Raw genomic sequence first — 16,682 nt, 5'->3', positions numbered from 1 at the left:
GAATGACCACCATTCGCCAAGGCTACGGGTGGCAAGCTAGGGCGGGGTGAATCACCGTTACCCCGTTACCCCGATACTCCGACACAGGGGTCTCCCCGTGTCTCCGCGTCCCCGCGTCAGGTTCATTCGCCCCCTCGCCCACGCGCCCACGCGCCCCCTCACCGTGTCGCCCCCTCATGCGCGGAGCTGACCTTTGCGCTCCGCTAATTCCCCTCCGGCAGAACCACCGTCACCACGAACTCTCCACCCGATTCGGTGTCGACCTCCACTCCCCCCCCCATGGTCTGGACGACCATACGGGCGATGGGGAGACCAAGGCCGAAACGGGTGCCCGTATCTTCCCGCGTGGAAATCCCTCTCCAGAACCGGTCGAACACTTTTTCCGCGTCCTCCCCATCGACGGCGCTACCGGTGTTCCGGATCTGGAGCCGGGCCGGGCGGTCATTCGTGTCCAGACGGACCCGGATGGATCCGCCCGGATCCACGTAGTAAAGGGCGTTTTTAAAAAGCTCCTCGAGGACCTGGACAAAGAATTCCCGGTCCATGAGAGCCGTAAAACCGTTGTCTCCCTCCCCACCATTACCAAGATCCAGTGAGACGTTCACACCCTTCTCGACGGCAGCCTGGCCATACTCCTCCCAGACTGTCCGGACACAGCTGTCCACGCTGACCCGGGTCGGTTTACCGGTCTCCTGACCGGCCTCGAGCCTGGCAAGGGAAAGCAGGCCGGCGACGAGATGCTCAAGCTGCAACACCATTTCGAGGGATTTTTGAAGGGCTTTTCTGTATTCAGTGCCTTCCCGCTCCCTTCCCAGGGCCACCTCGATGGTGGTTTTCAGTCCCGCGAGGGGTGTTCTCAGTTCGTGGGCCGCGTCGCTTGTAAAACCTTTTTCCCTGGCAAAGGAGCTCTCCAGCCTGCCCAGGAGGTGATTGAGCCTGGAGACAACCGGGCGCAGCTCTTTAAACACCGTATTCTCGCCGATCCTCACGCCCAGGTCCTCGTCCCTGATCTCCCCGATCCTGGCTGCCAGGTCGTTGATCGGTCCCGATCCCCTGCTGATGACCGTCCAGATCATGAAGGACAGGATTCCAAGGGACCCCAGACCGGTCCCCAGAAGCATGATCAGGAAGCTTGCCAGGAAGCGGTCCAGGCCGGCCGTGTCCCTGAACAGCTGGAACAGAACGATCTCTCCCGGTGAACCTTTCGTATCGACCACGATGGTGTCATCCGTATCCGGGACCAGGTTCTCATCCTCCTCGTCACGTTGGGGAACGAAGGCGACAAGAACGGATCTTAACCTTCTGCCGTCGGGAAGACTGTGCCAGTTGTGCTCCTCAACCAGGGACGGTTCAACCAGGCTGAGAATGTCTACACCTTCGAGTCCCCCGGTGCGGAAGATAACCCTGCCGCCAAGGGAACCGACGTGCAGGTATTCCGGGGCGTCGGACTCGGCCATGTCCCGGACCCTCATCTCCTCAAGATCCACCTCCAGGCCGTAATTTTTCTCCTCCACCGACTGGATCAGCAGCCTGGCCTTGTCCGACAGGGATCGATCCATCTCGTCCACAACGTGGGCTCGAACGGAAAAATACAAAGCCAGCCCGGCCGCTGAAAGAACCAGGGCGGTGCCGAGCACTACACCCTTGAACAGGGTTCCTCTCAGGGAGTTCATCAGCTCTCCTCTCCCATGACATAGCCGAAGCCCCTCACAGTCCTGATAAGATCGGTCTCACCAGTCTTGCCGAGTTTTCGCCTCAGCCGCCCGATGTACACATCGATGACGTTGCTACCCAGTTCAGCCGAAAAATCGTAGACACCTTCCATGATGGATTCCCTCGAAACGACCTTTCCCCTCTTGCGGGCAAGGATCTCGATAATGGCGAATTCCCTCGCCGTAAGGTCGATAATCCGCCCTGCGCGCCTGACGGTCCGGGCCGTGGTGTCCACTTCCAGGTCACCGATCAGCATCACGGGAGCCTTCTGTCCGTAACTCCTCCTGACGAGTGCCCTTACCCTTGCCAGAAGTTCGGAAAACTCGAACGGTTTGACGAGGTAATCGTCGGCGCCAAGATCCAGGCCGGCCACCCTGTCGTCGAGGGAGTCTTTCGCGGTCAGGATAAGGATGTGGACGGGATTTTTCGCCACCCTGAGCCTTCTGAGGATCTCCAGCCCGTCCAGGCCGGGAAGCCTGAGGTCAAGGACGATGACTTCGTATTGACCCGTTGTGGCGAGCCAAAGGCCCTCCTCGCCGTCCCCTGTGGCGTCAACGGCGCATCCGTTCTCCTCGAAACCCTGTTTCAGGGACTCGCGGAGGGGTTCGTAATCTTCGATGATGAGAAGTTTCATCTCAGCTGATTCCTCATTCCACATTCCATATTCCACATTCCGAACTTTATCACAAAAACGAGGCACCCACGGCCCCGCGAGCCGGGGTGCCTCTGACACAGGGAAAAGAAACTCTCATCTCATCCCCGGCCCTGGCAGCGTGTCGGAAAACCCTGACACGCTGCGTAAAAGTTTGTCGGAACGACTTTTCTAATGCTTTTTGCCTTCGAATCAACAGGTGATAAAGTTGCGGGTGAAGATTGCAAGTTATTGTTAACACAAGGTATTATATAAAAAAAGACTCAAAAAATATGTTCCGACAAACTCCAGCTAGGAGTCTGTGCCCTGCCTGTCTTACCAGACAGGTAGGTTCTCCGACAGACTCCTAGCTCGAGCGCATCCGAAAAGCCCGGATTTTATCAACGAATAAGTGACAATTCACTCCATGACGATGCCGGCGCGACCTCGCAATTAAGGGGACGATTAAATTGGTGCCAACCTCGGCTTTAAATGAAGGAAACTACTTCATCGGGACAGACTCGCCCCTTAACGCGGGTTTTTTGAACTCCTCCGCTTTTCTAAGCCGAGGCCAGACTATGTCTGGCCATCACCAGCAGATTGTACGAGACAACCGAACTCCATACGTACTGCTGGAAACCTGCCCAGCCTTTCCAGTTGCAGCGGTAAAGGCCATAGGAACGCTTGAGTACGGATATGTTCGCTTCAATCCCCGCGCGAAAGTTCCGAAGCCTTCTGTAAACCCAGTTGCTCTTGACCATGTCCTGGACGCTGAGGCCCCGCTTCTTCGAAAAACAGACATCCTTAACGCCATCCGTCTTCGCGTTCCGAAGATTATCCTTTGTGATACCGACAACCTACTCCTTCGGTGGTTTCGAGCCTCCGCTGTCGTCGGAAAGCCTGAAAATCTTCAAATTAAACCGGACAATTCCTGTAAAATTCAGGGTAGCGAGGAATGATGGTACTCCTCACGACGACATCATTGCCAGACTAACACTCCAACAGATGGATAATGCCATCCCTATAGGGAATCCCATTGATCCGGTTGCCTCTGGTGCTGTGCATGATGACGGTGTTTTCCGATATGATCAGGAGGCTGATCAATACATATACAATCTGTCCACGAAAGATTTGACTACGGGAACCTGGGAATTACAGGTTGTTCTGGACGACGGTTCGCAGAAAGAGATGCAATTTGGCCTCAAATGATGGGGGTTAGTTTTTGATGATGAGAATGCGGATTTTCCTTCTGGGGCTCTTAGTTATAACAGCTGTTTTTTACTGTCATGAACAGGCGCATTCTGACCAGCAGCGGGACATGAGCTCTGTCATCATCTACCCTGACCCGAGTCCAGATCTTGGTTTCATCCTTGTGGACGCTGAAGGTCGTCGGAGTGGCTGGGATCCTGTCAAAGGTATCAGGCTCCGGGAGATCCCCGGTTCGAACGTGCTCAATGAAAGTGTCGAAGATCCGCAGCCTTGGTACGTTCTCTATTTGAAAAAACCGGATTCGGGACGATACAGGCTGGAGATCACCGGCCAACGGGATTTTCCCTTCTCGCTTGAAATTGAATTCAAGGGCAGCGGAAGGAAGATGCTGACCAAGACGGTTGAAGGCTTCATGTTTGCCGGGATGAACTATTCCTACCTGCTCAGTTTTGACAAAACAAATGTGGAGAACAGTGCGGTTCTACCTGCTACCTATCAATTCCGCGGATTCAGAAACATTCAGCCTGACGGCGGATACTCTACCAACCGCGCAACGGGGGAGATTTCAATCTGCTTCGTCCTCACACGGCAAAATGACGAACCAGCTCATGACGTCCATGCCAGATTGCAGTTGCAGCGTATGGTGGTCGACAAACCTGCAGGTAATCCTCTGGATGCCCAATCAGGCTCCATGCAGTACCGTGAAAACCTGTTTCAATACCATCCGGACAAAGGACAATACACCTATCTTATGGACATCAGCGATCTGGAGGAGGGAACCTGGGAAATCAATGTATTGTTGGACGATGGGTCGAAGCACTCAACTCAACTCAGAGTTGAGTAATGGGAGAGAGTTCGGTCTGATATAATGAAATTTATAAAATCGGCCAGAAAACCCCGGGCTTTCAAGCCCGGGGATGAATGGCCGCCCGTAGCGCAGTCAGCGTTAGTTGGCGGAGCGGAGGAAATTTCGGCATGATCTGGTTATGGCCAGATATCGCACAGGTAGTCACACGAAACATCGGCTTCTGTACCACCTGGTATGGATACCGAAATATCGGAAGCGGGTGCTTAGAGGCAAAGTAGCCATCCGCCTGCGACAATTGCTGTATGAGGCGTGTCGTGTCAATCGGTGGTGGATCAGCGAACTGAGTATTCAAACTGATCACGTGCATGTGGTGATCCAGTTGAACGCGAGCGATAGTGTGGGCGGAGCGGTTCAGATATTGAAGGGTGGAAGCAGCAGAGTGATCCGGAAAGAGTTCCCTGAGCTGGAAGAGTTTCTGAGGGGCGATAGTTTTTGGGCGGATGGCTACTTTGCCGAGACGGTTGGCGTGGCGAATGAAGAGGTTGTTCGAAAGTATATACGCCAGCAACAACGGTAAACTCCTTTGCCATGACAGATCATGCCAGAAGGCTTGAAGCCCCGGCCTTTAGGCCGGGGAGCGGTTCACTAAAGATCTCTCTGGCAGCGTGTCGGAAAACCCCGATCACGCCGTCGGCGTGACTAGAAAGTTTGTCGGCCGTGGTCTTTTTTAGGACCTGGATCATATATTTTCCGGACCATGCGCCTGAAAAACGGGAAATAGTCCGGATTTGATGGCGGAAAGTGGCCTGTTGGCCTTTTCAGGCTAATCGCGGGTTCCACACCCGAAATCCACCCGGAAGGTTATTATAGCGTGGATTTCGGGTTTTAAATGACGCTTACGGAAATCCGCGATCGTGTCATGGTCCGGATGACGGTTACCGGCAAGAACCCGAAAAGGAACCGAATGCCAGGTCGCCTGTTCAACCTTGCGCGAGGAAACGATCCCCACGCAGTAGGCGTAAAGCAGCAAGCTCACCATCATCTGGGGATCGTAGGGTGGCTGCCCGCCGGCCGAACCGTCATAGGATGCGTAAATCCGTTCAAGACATATAATTCTGAGGGCTAACTTCTTCAGAATTATATGTTTTTCCATGACATCATAGTACCATGGGCCGACAAAATATATCTAGGAGTCTGTGCCCTCCCTGTTAAAAAACAGGGAGGTTCTCCGACAGACTCCTAGGTGGCTTCCCGTTTGATGACCCTCAGACCGTCCAGTTGTGAGGTCCCCGTCAGGTCCCGGTAGATAATTGCCGCTGCCGGCTGGTTGGGAAGGGAGGTGTGGATCGGTAATAAAGTCATGTTTTTAACTGGGAGGGATGAGTTTGAGATTTCAGGTGAGACACAAAGACCATGAGAATCCGGAGACAACCGCCTGACACGGAGACACGGTGAAAAGGCTGTACGCTGAGTCTGTTCTCTCCTCCGCGTCTCGCCATACCCGCGTCCCCGCGTTTCGAAATTCCTACGGAATAACCTCCACTTTCCCACAAAAAGCCACGTGATCCTTGATGGAGACGGCAGGAGCGGAAGGTTCCGGGTAATACCAGGCGGCATCCTCATCGATCTCGCCGCCCACGACGACATGGTAATAACTGGCTGTCCCTTTCCACGGGCAGACGGTACGGGTGTCGCTTGCCACCAGATATTCCCGGTTCACCGTCTCGGGCGGGAAGTAGTGGTTCCCCTCGAGAAGGGTGGTGTCGTCGCTCTGGGCTATGGTCGTATTTTTAAAGACGGCCTTGGGCATGGTTCTCCTAAATTCGCAGCGAACAGTGAACAGTTAACTTCTATCCCTCCATCCCCAATCCTACCACCGCTGCGCCCATAAGGGCAGCCCTTGGGTTCATCACGATGCGTACGGGAATGTCGCGCAGCAGGCCGGCCAGCCGGCCCTTGTTGGTGAACGACTCCATAAACGTCCCGTCGATGATGAGATCCAGGACCCTTGGCGCGATGCCTCCGCCGATATAGATCCCCCCGGTTGCAAGTGTTTTCAGGGCGAGGTTCCCGGCCTCGGCTCCAAGGATGGATACGAACATCTTCACGGTGGTCCTGCAGACCTCTGCAGGAGGGTCTGCTTCCATGGCTCCACGGAAGATCTCGGGTACCGGATCGATCGCAACCGCAAGTTTTTCCTTTAACCAGTCCGGTTCCTCATAATCACCTGTAGCCTTCAGGTAATCGTAAAGGTTGGAGATACCGATCCCTGAACATACGCGCTCCCAGCTGACATGTCCGAATTTCCGTCCCACATGCCTGAGCAGTCCAACCTGCTGCTCATCCGCCGGGGCAAAATCCGCGTGGCTGCCCTCAGTAGGATAGCATCGGTAACCGCGTCCGTCCCACAAAAGGATCGCTTCCCCGAGGCCTGTCCCGGGCGCGATGATCGCCTTGGCGCCGCCCTTGACAGGCCTGCCCTCATTGATCGTCTTCAGGTCTGTCGCATCCAGGGACCCGATAGAGTACCCGACAGCCTGGACATCGTTGATGAGGGATATGTGCGGGATCCCCAGAATGGAGCGCAGCCTGGTTACGGACACATTCCAGGAAAGGTTGGTGATGTTTGCCTGTCCGTTGACAACCGGCCCCGCGACACCGAAGCAGGCTGCCGTCGGGATTCCGTGGGCGGCGTGGGACAGGAACTCGGAGGCTATCTCCTCCAGGCCCGGATAATCGCCGCTGGGGAAAACGGCTTCAGCTATAGTTTTTCCGGGACCGGTTTCCTTGTTGAAAAGAGCCAGGATGGTCTTTGTCGCGCCGATGTCCCCAGCCATGATCATTTGCTGCTCCTCCTTGACCTGCTATTAACACAACATCCTAGCACAAGAACGAGCACTTTAAATCCCGGAATCCCGATTCAGACGCAGTCCCCTGCAGATTCAGGGTTTTTGCTACTTTTTCAAGGCCGGGAAACTGTGATAGATTGGCGCAAGTTATGAATTTGTCCAACAGCCTGCCTGGAAGGGGGAAGGCCATGTTAAAGAACAGATTGCTCCTGGCCATCACGGTTATCGTTCTACTTCTGCCAACCCTGGTTCTGGGCCAGGGAAAGACCGCCAGCCTGGTCGGATACGAAAAGGCCGAACTGGTGCAAGGTACGGTCAGCATCAGTGAGGACGGCATCTCGGTTGTCCTGAGCGGAGTCACCAGCACCTACGACAAGACCCTGGAGTTCTACCTGGCGAAGGGGTTCGACCTGGGGGGTGCCGTCAAGGTCGGTGAACTGTCTTCCGACATGCCGGGTGACATGACCTTCGAAGTGCCCGATCCGGCTTCCGAGGCTCTCGATTCAGTGCTCGTCATGGTTCCGGGCTGGGATGTCCCCGTTGCTGTCGGACTGCTGAGATAAGCGGTCGTACGATCCATGGTTCCCAGCGGGATATTTGTCCGTACCGGCTTTGATGGCCTGGCGGACCTGATCGTCCAGCGGTTGTCTGACCATGGGCCTTTTAACCTGAGGATCGATTACCCCGGGGGAAAAGAGCCGGCTGACGGCATGGTCCGCGTGGGAATTTCCAGGTGGTCCGGGAAGTGGTGCCGTCTGGAGGTCGAAGGTGCCCAGGAGGGTGTCGACCTGCTGCTGGAGGCCCTCGTCGCGCACGATCCCCTGGATGAAGTCCTGACAAGCCACTTCAAGCCGGAAGGGGAGGAATACAGTTACATCCTTTACCGGGATGGCAAAGTGATGGAAAAGTTCGACAGCAGGGGACCCGGGATCGAATCGGTCCATTTCATCAGCGAGTTGAGGAGAGTCCCTCTCCAGACCCTTATGAGCGCTTCAGACTTCATGATCTTATCCATGTGCGAGCACGGTATCCATCGGGATGGGGAGCACGAAGAAGCCGAGGCTGTTTTTATAGACCTGACACTTCCCGGCAAACTGACCTTTCTGCAATCGCTCCTGGGGGCTGTTTCCAGGAGGTGATCACTGGCAGGAACGCGTTCTTTCCGGAGGGGAGAGAAGATGCGCAAGAAATATCTCGTTGATCGAAAATACCAGGTGCGGCTGATGGCGCAGATCGTGATCCTCGTGATCGTGGCCACCAGTGTCTCGGCAATTGCGACTTTTATCCTGGCCAACCGTGAGGTCAGCGCGGCCTTTTACCTTGCCCACAGGGACACCTGGGATCTAAAGGAACTTCTCCTTCCTGTCATTACCGGCACCAGCCTCGTCACCTTTATCCTGGTTTCGGCCATCAGCGCAGTCATAGCACTGAGGGAGAGTCACCGGGTCGTCGGTCCGGTGGAGCGTCTAACCGGAGCGCTGGCCGACCTGGCGGAGGGACGGATCAGTTACGTCGGTACGGTTCGAAAAGGCGACCTGCTCAAGGGGCTGGATGACGATATCAACACCTTGTCCGGGAACCTCTCCAGGATGGATGGGCGTCTTCAGGAAGTCCTGGCCAGGCTCCGCGGAGAGCTGGATCGTGCCGATCAGGCCGGTGGACCGGATGATGATGTAATGAAAAGGATCAGGGACATTGCCAACGAGCTGGAAGATGCGCTGGGTTTTTTCAGCAGGAGCTGAGCGGTCGGTCATAGGCACTCTCCTGGTGCTTCTCATCCTGGCCCCCGTGTCCGCAGCAGGGGCCAGGAACCCCCATGCCTTCATGGATGAGCCGTCCAGATGCCTGCACTGTCACGAGTCCAGACCGATCAAACAGGGCGGCCGTTTTGTCAAGGACATCGTCAGCCTGTGCCGGGATTGTCATTCGGTCGTCCACCGTATGTCGCACCCAGTGGACATCAGGCCGCAGGGTAAAATTTCCGATGACCTGTCCCTCGACAATGAAGGGACCATGACCTGCGCCACATGCCACGATCCCCACTCGGCCTCCTTCTCGTCCAAACCGTATCTGCGGCGGGGGATCGTGGAGCGTCTGAAAGGGATGTTCTCATCCGCCGGTTATTCCACGTACTACCTCAGAAAGCCCAACACCGAAGGGGAATTGTGTCTTTCCTGTCATGAACGTGAGGAAGTGGACGAGGGTTACCTCGAGATCACCACTACCCTCGAAAGAGATTATACGGGTTCACGGGCCTGCGAGCGGTGCCACGAGGATGTGTACCGTCAATGGTCTCTTACATCCCACGCCAGGACTCTCCGGGACCCGAGGGAAAATCCCCGGGCGATTGCCGCCGTGTTCACCGGAGAAGAAACGTTCAAGGCCGCCGATGTGGAGTTCGTCATCGGTGTTCACTGGACCCAAAGGTACGCTATCGAGCGCGACGGGGAACTGCGGATCGCAAAGGGTGTCTGGTCATTGGACGAGGATAAATGGGTCCGTTCTACCTGGCGTGAACAGCTTTGGCGAGAGTCCTGCTCCGGCTGTCATCTTACCGGGTACGACCCCTATCAGGATACGTGGGTGGAAAAGGGGGTGGGCTGCGAGATGTGTCACGGTCCCGGGGGAGACCATGTCCGGACGGGCAAGAGCGGTCACATCGTCAATCCTGCTGACCTCGAGTGGCGCCTGTCCAGTTCCATCTGCGCCTCGTGCCACACCAACGGCCACGACAGGACCGGACAGTTCCGGTTCCCGGTCGGTTATTTGCCGGGGGACGACCTGGCGCATTACTACCGGGGGCTGCTGCCCCACGTCGGGCAGGGCGAGGACACTTTTAAAGGTGACGGATCCCTGGAGGACCGGTTGCGGTCCTTTGCCTACTGGCTCGAGCAGTTTTTTAAACCATCCCGTTTCACCTGCAAACAGTGCAAGAGCCTGCATATCCACTACTCTTGGGATGAAGCCGCCGGCCGGGTCGACCTGACGAAGGCCCAGTACTGCCTGAGCTGCCACGAAGAGATACACGACGATCCCGATCACCGCTTTGAAACGGTGTCCGACGTGGACTGCAGTTCCTGTCACGAGCCCCTTGACAATGGTCTCGGCAGGCCCAGCATCCACGACCACAAATTCATCTTCGCGAGATGATCCGGCTGCGGAGCCGCGCCTTTGCTAACGGAAACCGAAATTCGTCGGAGTTACACTGAACCCGTTGCGGATTTCGGATGGAGAGGTATACTTGTATCAGGCTGCCTGGGAGAATCGGAAACGCTTGGTATCCATGAGCGTGAGTCGATATCCGATTCTCCAGCCCGGCACAGTTCCCCTCCTTACCAAGCGGCCACCGACTGTGACGGGTTTCAAGGGCAGCCTTTCCTGCGCCCAAAAACCCCACTAGGAGCCTGTCGGAGAACCCCATGCAGGCTCCTGGATATAGTTTTACGGAAGCAGCATTTAGACCGAAAAGAACAAATATATGGCACATTTGGTAATTCACTGGAGTTATTCACCGGTTTACTGCTCTTGTTTTCAAGAAAAGACCCCAAAAAGAGCTTTCCGAAAAACTTACAGCAGCGTGTCAAGAGGTTTTCCGACACGCTGCTAGCCTGTGCCCTCCCTGCTAAGAAAATGGGAGGTTCTCCGACAGGCTCCTAGTGTGATTGGGAACATCATGGCAATGCCAAACATTGAAGGCGGAAGGCCTTCGAGACTTCTGAGGCAGGTAAGGGTCGTGCTGTGCCGCCCCCGTTATGGGGGGAACATCGGCGCGGCTGCGCGGGCAGTCAAGAACATGGGCCTGGGTGAACTTGCCCTGGTCGCTCCCGGGGAGTACCATGTATCCGAGTCGAGGATGTTCGCAGCCTCGGCGAAGGATGTGTTGGAAGCCGCGCGGACTTTTGATACTCTTGAGGAGGCTCTCAGGGATCAGGAGATCGTCCTGGGCACCTCCCGAAGGGTCAAGAGCGGGAGGTCCCGCATCATGACTCCCCGCGAGGCATCGAGCCACCTGCTTGGTCACCTGGGAAGCGTTGGGGGCAGCGGAATGGCGTCTCTGGTCTTCGGTCCGGAGGACTGCGGACTGACATCCGAAGAGCTGGCTCTTTGCCACGCCGTGGTTTCCATCCCGGTGGATGGGGAGTATGCCAGCCTGAACCTGGCGCAATCGGTCATGGTCATGGCGTACGAATTGAGAATGGGCGCCGACGATCTGCCCCTGGTACGGTCCTTCGGAGACGCTTCATCCGTGGAGATCTCGCAGATGATCGAGCAGATGACATCGGTTCTCGAAAGGAGCGGTTTTTTTATCCGGAACCCCAGGGAACGTGCCCTTCTGCACCTGAAAGAGATCCTGAATCATGGGGTGAAGACCTCCCAGGATGCCCGGATCGTCAGGGGGGTTTTCAGGAGGATCGTATGGGCGCTCGAAGGCGGAAAGAGCGCCAAAAACACGGGATCAGGAGAGAAACAATGAAAAGGCACGGTTTATCGTTGATACTGTCGTTCGCTGCGGTTATCCTCCTCGTCCCTGCGGCTTTCGTGGCGCCGTGTCATGCCGTCACCGTGGGAAAGGGTGACCGGGCTCCCCTGTTCACGTCAACGACTCTGCAGGGGGAGAAGTTCGAACTCAAGGACCACCTGGGCGAAAAAGTGGTCCTGCTCAACTTCTGGTCCGTTTTCTGCCGGGACTGCATCAGCCGGATCGAGGCGTTAAACAAAATCAACGACCTTTACCAGAAGCGGGAATTCGAGCTTATCGGGATCGCAGGCGATCCGCCAACCGACCGGATGCTCTCCCAGGTCAAAAAGTACGCGGCCAAGATGCATTACCAGGTCATCCTTGATCCGGAGCTGGAGATCTTCGACAGCTACGGCGTGGAGATCATCCCTTTCGCCGTCCTTGTAGACCGCGACGGCACGGTGGTCATGGCTATCCAGAGTCTGGAGCCGGAGCCGATCAAGGCGATCTCGGATGCCATCGACAGGTTGACAAAGGAGTAAAGTCTCCGGTGTCGCCGGCTGTCTTTTTCCTGTTCAAGACCCTGATCTCAGCCCTCCTTATCGCCGGCGTCAGTGAACTCGCCAAAAGACTGCCCTCTCTGGGTGGGCTCATAGCGGCCATGCCGCTGACCACCCTTTTGACCCTTATCTGGCTTTACACCGACACGGGCGATTACGATCTGGCCAGGGCCTTTACCAGGTCGGTCCTGTTCGCCATTGTGCCCACCATCTTTTTCTTCATCACCGCCCTGGCTTTGTTCAGGAAAGGTGTGTCGTTCCCCATGGTGCTGGTTATCAGTTTCGTCGTGTTCATCGGAGCGGCGGCAGTGCACCAGTATCTGCTGCCGAACAGCATGGGGTAGCAGGAGCTTGTCATCGCGAGCTGACTGTTGGGCGAAGCGATCTCAGACATCAGAGCCATAACACGGAGGGCCACGGAGACGACCTCTCCCAGGTCTAACCACAGGGGACCACCGAGGAAAAACGATGGATTTGTTTTCCTTGGAGCTGTTTTCAGTTGAGTTTTGAATTCCCCCTGCGTTCTCTGCGTCTCTGCGAGAGGCCGGGTTTGATCTTGAATTGTGAACGGGAGTGCCATGAGCGAACACAAAAATCCTGTCCCCACAGTTGACATCATCATCGAGGTCGAGGGCGGCATCGTGCTCATCGAGAGGAAAAATCCGCCCCACGGTTGGGCCATCCCCGGGGGGTTCGTGGACCTGGGGGAGACCGTCGAGGCGGCGGCCGTGCGCGAAGCGAAAGAAGAGACGGGCCTCGACGTGATCCTGACCCGTCTCCTGGGTGTGTACTCCGACCCTTCCCGGGATCCGCGGCTGCATACCATATCCACCGTGTTTGTCGGGACAGCCGGGGGACAGCCGGCGGCTGCCGATGACGCTGCCGGGGCCGGGGTGTTCACGGCCGACACCCTGCCGGCGAAGATCGCCTTCGATCATAAGGAAATATTGGAGCACTATTTCAAAAAGCGCGGCTCCAGTATCTAGGAGTCTGTGCCCTGCCTGTCTAACCAGACAGGCAGGTTCTCCGACAGACTCCTAGTATCTGGTGTCTGGAACCAGAAACTGGAAACTGAGAGTCCGTAGGTGCGTAAGGCACGTGTTTGTCAGACCTTTCGGCATCCACGTTCGTACACTCCACGCGATCACGTGTGATTTCCCCCCTATCCGTGAAATAATTTCATAGTACCGGGTATGTACGGGTAAAAAATGGCATAAAAATGCCAATATTGCCATATGTTCACTGGCACGCTTTATGCCTATCATCGGGTAGAACAGATGAAGTTGTCCAGTCGGAACCTTCTTGAACTTCGCCGGAAGATGTCGAAAGGGGAGTGAAAAGAAAGGGGTGCGCAAGATGGCTGAGACAGGGAGAGGAACGGTTGTTCTACGGTCAGTGCCCAGCAAGGATGTCGAGATGAAGGTGGCCCTTTACCTCACCAGGATCTACCGTGAGGTGCCTCCCACCGAGCTCATCGCCCTCATCGGAAGGACCAAGCCGCTGACCATCGTCACCGACGTAACAAGCGACAGGGGCAAGGCCCTGGCCGACGCCATCAACGGCCTCGGGGCAAGCGCCTACTTCCTGCAGTACCTGAATAGCCAGACAAGACATTGAAAGGGCCGCCTCAGGGCGGCCCTTTCAATGTGGGGAGATGCGAACATCCAAGGTCTAAGATCTAAGGTCCAGCATCCAGGAATAAGATCTGTCTCACGCCTTTCTACTGATTACCGGCTACTGACTTCTGACTACTGTTATTTACGGTACCAGCACCGCAGCCTCTTCAGGCTGGCGGATGAGATCTTTCACGTTCTTCTTGAACTCCGGCACGATGGCCATAACCTCTTCCCGCATCTCCCCCGCGTTGTGATAGCGGCCTTCAGGTCTTTTCCTGAGGGCCCGGATGAGGACGTTCTCCATCTGGGCAGGCAGGGTAGGGTCGATGGCGCGGGGCAGGGTCGGCCCCCGGTTGAGGATATGATCCATCATCTCGATCTCCGTATTGCCGTCAAAGGGGAGGAAACCGGTGTAAAGCTGGTAAAGGACGACACCCAGGGCCCACACATCGCTGCGCCGCTCGCTGCGGCCGTTGATCTGCTCCGGGCTCATGTACGGCCTGGTCCCGATGATGGTTGGCGAGGTCTCCTTTTCTCCCATGCGCTTGACGATGCCGTAATCCAGCAGGACGATCGTCCCGTCAGGGCGCACGATGATATTGTCCGGTTTGATGTCCCGGTGCACGATGTTGTGGTCGTGCAGGTGGGAAACCACGTCCATGAGCTGATATGAGATGCGGTCCCTGGCAGCGTTGTCTTTGAGGGGCATCATCTTCGACAAGGGAACGCCTTCGATAAACCGGGTGACGATGACGGTGCGGTCCCTGTGGCGGGCCACATCCACGAGCTCCGGGACACCGGGGTGACCGGAGAGCCCGCGCAGGACCTTGGCTTCGAGGAGGAGTCTCGGGTTTATGGCCTCGCTCTTGGAGGTCTTGATGACGAGTGGACCCTCCTCGAACCCGAGGACGTCGCGCCCCTTCCACACCGACGTGTAAAACCCCTCGGACAGTTCCTCGACCTTCTCGTACTGATTGGCCACCATCTCGCTGATCCGGGCCACCGACATGAAGTTGCTCTTCTCGGCCATGACCCGCCTGAAGGGGCGAAACAGGGCATTTAAAAGGCGGCTTCGAACCGGGATCTTAATGTCATTGAGGGGGATGTTGAACCCCTCGTAACCCACGGTCTCCCCCTCGAGGTTCTTGTAGAGGTTGGCGGTGAGGAGAATGGTGATCCTGGTACCGTCCTTGCGCTTGAAATCGACCTTGTAGTCCTTGACGAACCCCTGTTTCTCGATGAGGTGCTGGAGCAGTTCCCTGTCAGCAGGGTTGACGTAGAGGTCGTCGGGAAGCTTGAGCTTCAGCACTTCTTCCCGGGAAGTGTAGCCGAGGATGTCCAGGAGGGCCTCGTTGACTTCCAGGAATCGTCCCTCCCGGGTGGACAGAAAATAGCCGTAATGGGATGAGGCGAAAATGCGCCTGTACCGTTTTTCCGTTTCCTTGAGGTGGACCTCCTCCCTGTGGATCCTGACCAGGTTGCCCACCCTGGCGAGGAGCAGTGGCGGGCTCACGGGTGGAGTGAGGACATCCATGGCTCCGGCTGAAAGGATGTCTCCAAGGGATGAGTCGTCCAGCGTTTTTTCCGAAAGGGCGAGGAGGGGGATGTTCCTGGCGACCGGGTCCGTGCGCAGCTTCCGGCAAAGGGCCGCTCCGTCGTCGCTGTGGGTTATGTCGGCAATGATAACGTCCGCGTCACCGATGGAGCGGAGAGCCGAGGGAAGGTCCGGCTTAATTACCACCGTCAGACCTCCCCCGGACAGGTGCCCGGCCAGTTCACCGGCCCGCCCTTCGTCGGGGTGGAGAAGGACGACACTGGGGTGGGTGGCGGCCCCCATCATATCCCCTGGGACAGGCGGGCAGCCAGGGCAGGCGGCAGCTGCGCTTCGAGGATCCGCTCCTGGGCCGCGGCGATGTCATAGGAGACGCGGCGGAAGGACACGCGACCTCCATCCATGTCGTAGATCAGGTACTGGGCTCGAGGATCTGAGTTCCGCGGCTGACCCACGCTTCCCGGATTGACCATGTATCGCCGACCGGGAGCCGTTATGAGCTCTTCATCCGGCTCAATGGTGTGTACGGGGCGTCCGGCGAGGTGGGTGAAAATCGCGGGGCGGTGAGTGTGCCCGAAAAATGCGGCCCTTATTCTCGGGTCCCTGTCCGCCAGGTGGTCGAAAACAAGTTCGGCCGTCTCAACCGTGCGCAGGTAGCCGGCTGCGCTACCGGGGAGGCCGTGGAAAAGGAAAACGCCGGGGGCAGGCATGGCGTTAAGCGGGAGTTCGCAAAGTCCCTTGCGGGCGTCGTGGGTCAGGATATCCCTGGTCCACCTTATGGCGTCTGCCGCCGCGGAGTTAAAACCGTTAGCTTCGGCCAGGTTGCAGGCAGCCTGCTCGTGATTGCCTGCGATGAGAACGGTGTCCAGGTCCGCCAGGAGCTGCAGGCACGCAAAGGGCTCGGCACCGTAACCTACGGCATCCCCGAGGTGCCAGAGTGTATCGGCGCCCTGTTTCCTGATGTCCTCGACGACCGCTTCGAGGGCCGGGAGATTGGCGTGGACGTCAGCTAAAACCGCGACTCTCATATAAGTTTATATAGCATAAACCGATGTCAATTCGGGAGTCGCGGTTTTAGCGGAGTGCAGACCCGAAATCCGGCGATGGGACACCTCCGGTCGGATTTGTGCGGCGGATGGGCGGCATCGGGGCGCTTTCCTAGCCCGGACTATTCACGAGGTTCTTTTCCGTTCCGGCGGCGTTGCTTTGTCGTTCGCTTGTGCGGAATACTAAAGTATGCCTCCGCGCTCACTCCTCAGTCGCCTTGCCGGAACGAAAAACTCCT

Annotated in this window: 18 protein-coding genes and 2 pseudogenes; 11 read left to right on the top strand and 9 right to left on the bottom strand. The window is 56.8% G+C overall.

Features of this window, described 5'->3' with window-relative positions:
* Nucleotides 1-203 precede the first annotated feature (203 nt).
* The 3 genes and pseudogenes from P1S46_04645 to P1S46_04635 all read right to left on the bottom strand — a co-directional run bounded on the left by P1S46_04645 (nt 204) and on the right by P1S46_04635 (nt 3,189).
* Nucleotides 204-1,673: an ATP-binding protein gene (locus P1S46_04645; GenBank protein MDF1535776.1), complete on the bottom strand. Its 1,470-nt coding sequence runs from the start codon at nt 1,671-1,673 to the stop codon at nt 204-206.
* Nucleotides 1,673-2,347 (bottom strand): response regulator transcription factor, encoded by a 675-nt coding sequence (locus tag P1S46_04640; protein MDF1535775.1) that lies wholly within the window; start codon nt 2,345-2,347, stop codon nt 1,673-1,675. Before P1S46_04640 ends, P1S46_04645 begins: the two co-directional genes overlap by 1 nt.
* Before the next feature lie 557 nt (nt 2,348-2,904).
* A pseudogene (locus P1S46_04635) lies at nt 2,905-3,189 on the bottom strand (transposase).
* Nucleotide 3,190: 1 nt separating this feature from the next.
* Between P1S46_04635 and P1S46_04630 the strand changes: the two are divergent.
* Both P1S46_04630 and P1S46_04625 read left to right on the top strand, forming a co-directional pair.
* A complete protein-coding gene (locus tag P1S46_04630; GenBank protein MDF1535774.1) occupies nt 3,191-3,553 on the top strand; it encodes a PxKF domain-containing protein in 363 nt (120 codons plus the stop codon).
* Nucleotides 3,554-3,662: 109 nt separating this feature from the next.
* On the top strand, nt 3,663-4,397 hold the full coding sequence (locus P1S46_04625) for a hypothetical protein (GenBank protein ID MDF1535773.1): 735 nt from the start codon (nt 3,663-3,665) through the stop codon (nt 4,395-4,397).
* Nucleotides 4,398-5,184: 787 nt separating this feature from the next.
* On the opposite strand, the pseudogene P1S46_04620 reads toward P1S46_04625, so the two are convergent.
* From P1S46_04620 to glk, 4 genes and pseudogenes are all read right to left on the bottom strand, one after another.
* Nucleotides 5,185-5,427: pseudogene (locus P1S46_04620) on the bottom strand (transposase).
* 173 nt (nt 5,428-5,600) lie between these two features.
* On the bottom strand, nt 5,601-5,723 hold the full coding sequence (locus tag P1S46_04615; protein ID MDF1535772.1) for a hypothetical protein: 123 nt from the start codon (nt 5,721-5,723) through the stop codon (nt 5,601-5,603).
* 163 nt (nt 5,724-5,886) lie between these two features.
* Nucleotides 5,887-6,171, bottom strand: a complete 285-nt coding sequence (locus tag P1S46_04610; GenBank protein ID MDF1535771.1) for a DUF427 domain-containing protein — start codon at nt 6,169-6,171, stop codon at nt 5,887-5,889.
* 40 nt (nt 6,172-6,211) lie between these two features.
* Nucleotides 6,212-7,204 (bottom strand): glucokinase, encoded by a 993-nt coding sequence (gene glk, locus P1S46_04605; protein ID MDF1535770.1) that lies wholly within the window; start codon nt 7,202-7,204, stop codon nt 6,212-6,214.
* A 194-nt stretch (nt 7,205-7,398) separates the two neighbouring features.
* Between glk and P1S46_04600 the strand changes: the two genes are divergently transcribed.
* The 9 genes from P1S46_04600 to P1S46_04560 all read left to right on the top strand — a co-directional run bounded on the left by P1S46_04600 (nt 7,399) and on the right by P1S46_04560 (nt 13,846).
* Complete coding sequence (locus P1S46_04600; protein ID MDF1535769.1) at nt 7,399-7,773, top strand: hypothetical protein; 375 nt, start codon at nt 7,399-7,401, stop codon at nt 7,771-7,773.
* Nucleotides 7,774-7,788: 15 nt separating this feature from the next.
* Complete coding sequence (locus tag P1S46_04595; GenBank protein ID MDF1535768.1) at nt 7,789-8,349, top strand: hypothetical protein; 561 nt, start codon at nt 7,789-7,791, stop codon at nt 8,347-8,349.
* A gap of 39 nt (nt 8,350-8,388) precedes the next feature.
* Nucleotides 8,389-8,952 (top strand): hypothetical protein, encoded by a 564-nt coding sequence (locus P1S46_04590; protein MDF1535767.1) that lies wholly within the window; start codon nt 8,389-8,391, stop codon nt 8,950-8,952.
* On the top strand, nt 8,924-10,360 hold the full coding sequence (locus tag P1S46_04585; GenBank protein MDF1535766.1) for a multiheme c-type cytochrome: 1,437 nt from the start codon (nt 8,924-8,926) through the stop codon (nt 10,358-10,360). The genes P1S46_04590 and P1S46_04585 overlap by 29 nt, the downstream gene beginning before the upstream one ends.
* A 529-nt stretch (nt 10,361-10,889) precedes the next feature.
* A complete protein-coding gene (locus P1S46_04580) occupies nt 10,890-11,684 on the top strand; it encodes an RNA methyltransferase (protein MDF1535765.1) in 795 nt (264 codons plus the stop codon).
* Nucleotides 11,681-12,211, top strand: a complete 531-nt coding sequence (locus P1S46_04575) for a TlpA disulfide reductase family protein (protein MDF1535764.1) — start codon at nt 11,681-11,683, stop codon at nt 12,209-12,211. Before P1S46_04580 ends, P1S46_04575 begins: the two co-directional genes overlap by 4 nt.
* Before the next feature lie 8 nt (nt 12,212-12,219).
* Nucleotides 12,220-12,573, top strand: a complete 354-nt coding sequence (locus P1S46_04570) for a DUF3147 family protein (protein MDF1535763.1) — start codon at nt 12,220-12,222, stop codon at nt 12,571-12,573.
* A gap of 234 nt (nt 12,574-12,807) precedes the next feature.
* Complete coding sequence (locus P1S46_04565) at nt 12,808-13,215, top strand: NUDIX hydrolase (GenBank protein ID MDF1535762.1); 408 nt, start codon at nt 12,808-12,810, stop codon at nt 13,213-13,215.
* Between the two features lie 370 nt (nt 13,216-13,585).
* Nucleotides 13,586-13,846: a hypothetical protein gene (locus P1S46_04560; protein MDF1535761.1), complete on the top strand. Its 261-nt coding sequence runs from the start codon at nt 13,586-13,588 to the stop codon at nt 13,844-13,846.
* Between the two features lie 141 nt (nt 13,847-13,987).
* Here the strand turns inward: P1S46_04560 and P1S46_04555 are convergent, their stop codons facing one another.
* Both P1S46_04555 and P1S46_04550 read right to left on the bottom strand, forming a co-directional pair.
* Nucleotides 13,988-15,685, bottom strand: a complete 1,698-nt coding sequence (locus P1S46_04555; protein MDF1535760.1) for a protein kinase — start codon at nt 15,683-15,685, stop codon at nt 13,988-13,990.
* Entirely contained in the window at nt 15,682-16,425 is a 744-nt protein-coding gene (locus tag P1S46_04550; protein ID MDF1535759.1) for a metallophosphoesterase family protein, read from the bottom strand. The genes P1S46_04555 and P1S46_04550 overlap by 4 nt, the downstream gene beginning before the upstream one ends.
* Between the last annotated feature and the right edge of the window lie 257 nt (nt 16,426-16,682).

The sequence above is a fragment of the bacterium genome (genome assembly GCA_029210545.1).
Classification (GTDB): Bacteria; BMS3Abin14; BMS3Abin14; order BMS3Abin14; family BMS3Abin14; genus JARGFV01.
This window is presented reverse-complemented; position numbering and strand designations above follow the sequence as displayed.

Excerpts from the sequence above, each read along its gene's own strand:
- P1S46_04645 (MDF1535776.1), bottom strand. The coding sequence starts at position 1,673 with ATGAACTCCCTGAGAGGAACCCTGTTCAAGGGTGTAGTGCTCGGCACC.
- P1S46_04640 (MDF1535775.1), bottom strand. The coding sequence starts at position 2,347 with ATGAAACTTCTCATCATCGAAGATTACGAACCCCTCCGCGAGTCCCTG.
- P1S46_04625 (MDF1535773.1), top strand. The coding sequence starts at position 3,663 with ATGAGCTCTGTCATCATCTACCCTGACCCGAGTCCAGATCTTGGTTTC.
- P1S46_04615 (MDF1535772.1), bottom strand. The coding sequence starts at position 5,723 with ATGACTTTATTACCGATCCACACCTCCCTTCCCAACCAGCCGGCAGCG.
- P1S46_04610 (MDF1535771.1), bottom strand. The coding sequence starts at position 6,171 with ATGCCCAAGGCCGTCTTTAAAAATACGACCATAGCCCAGAGCGACGAC.
- glk (MDF1535770.1), bottom strand. The coding sequence starts at position 7,204 with ATGATCATGGCTGGGGACATCGGCGCGACAAAGACCATCCTGGCTCTT.
- P1S46_04600 (MDF1535769.1), top strand. The coding sequence starts at position 7,399 with ATGTTAAAGAACAGATTGCTCCTGGCCATCACGGTTATCGTTCTACTT.
- P1S46_04595 (MDF1535768.1), top strand. The coding sequence starts at position 7,789 with ATGGTTCCCAGCGGGATATTTGTCCGTACCGGCTTTGATGGCCTGGCG.
- P1S46_04590 (MDF1535767.1), top strand. The coding sequence starts at position 8,389 with ATGCGCAAGAAATATCTCGTTGATCGAAAATACCAGGTGCGGCTGATG.
- P1S46_04585 (MDF1535766.1), top strand. The coding sequence starts at position 8,924 with ATGCGCTGGGTTTTTTCAGCAGGAGCTGAGCGGTCGGTCATAGGCACT.
- P1S46_04580 (MDF1535765.1), top strand. The coding sequence starts at position 10,890 with ATGCCAAACATTGAAGGCGGAAGGCCTTCGAGACTTCTGAGGCAGGTA.
- P1S46_04575 (MDF1535764.1), top strand. The coding sequence starts at position 11,681 with ATGAAAAGGCACGGTTTATCGTTGATACTGTCGTTCGCTGCGGTTATC.
- P1S46_04565 (MDF1535762.1), top strand. The coding sequence starts at position 12,808 with ATGAGCGAACACAAAAATCCTGTCCCCACAGTTGACATCATCATCGAG.
- P1S46_04560 (MDF1535761.1), top strand. The coding sequence starts at position 13,586 with ATGGCTGAGACAGGGAGAGGAACGGTTGTTCTACGGTCAGTGCCCAGC.
- P1S46_04555 (MDF1535760.1), bottom strand. The coding sequence starts at position 15,685 with ATGATGGGGGCCGCCACCCACCCCAGTGTCGTCCTTCTCCACCCCGAC.
- P1S46_04550 (MDF1535759.1), bottom strand. The coding sequence starts at position 16,425 with ATGAGAGTCGCGGTTTTAGCTGACGTCCACGCCAATCTCCCGGCCCTC.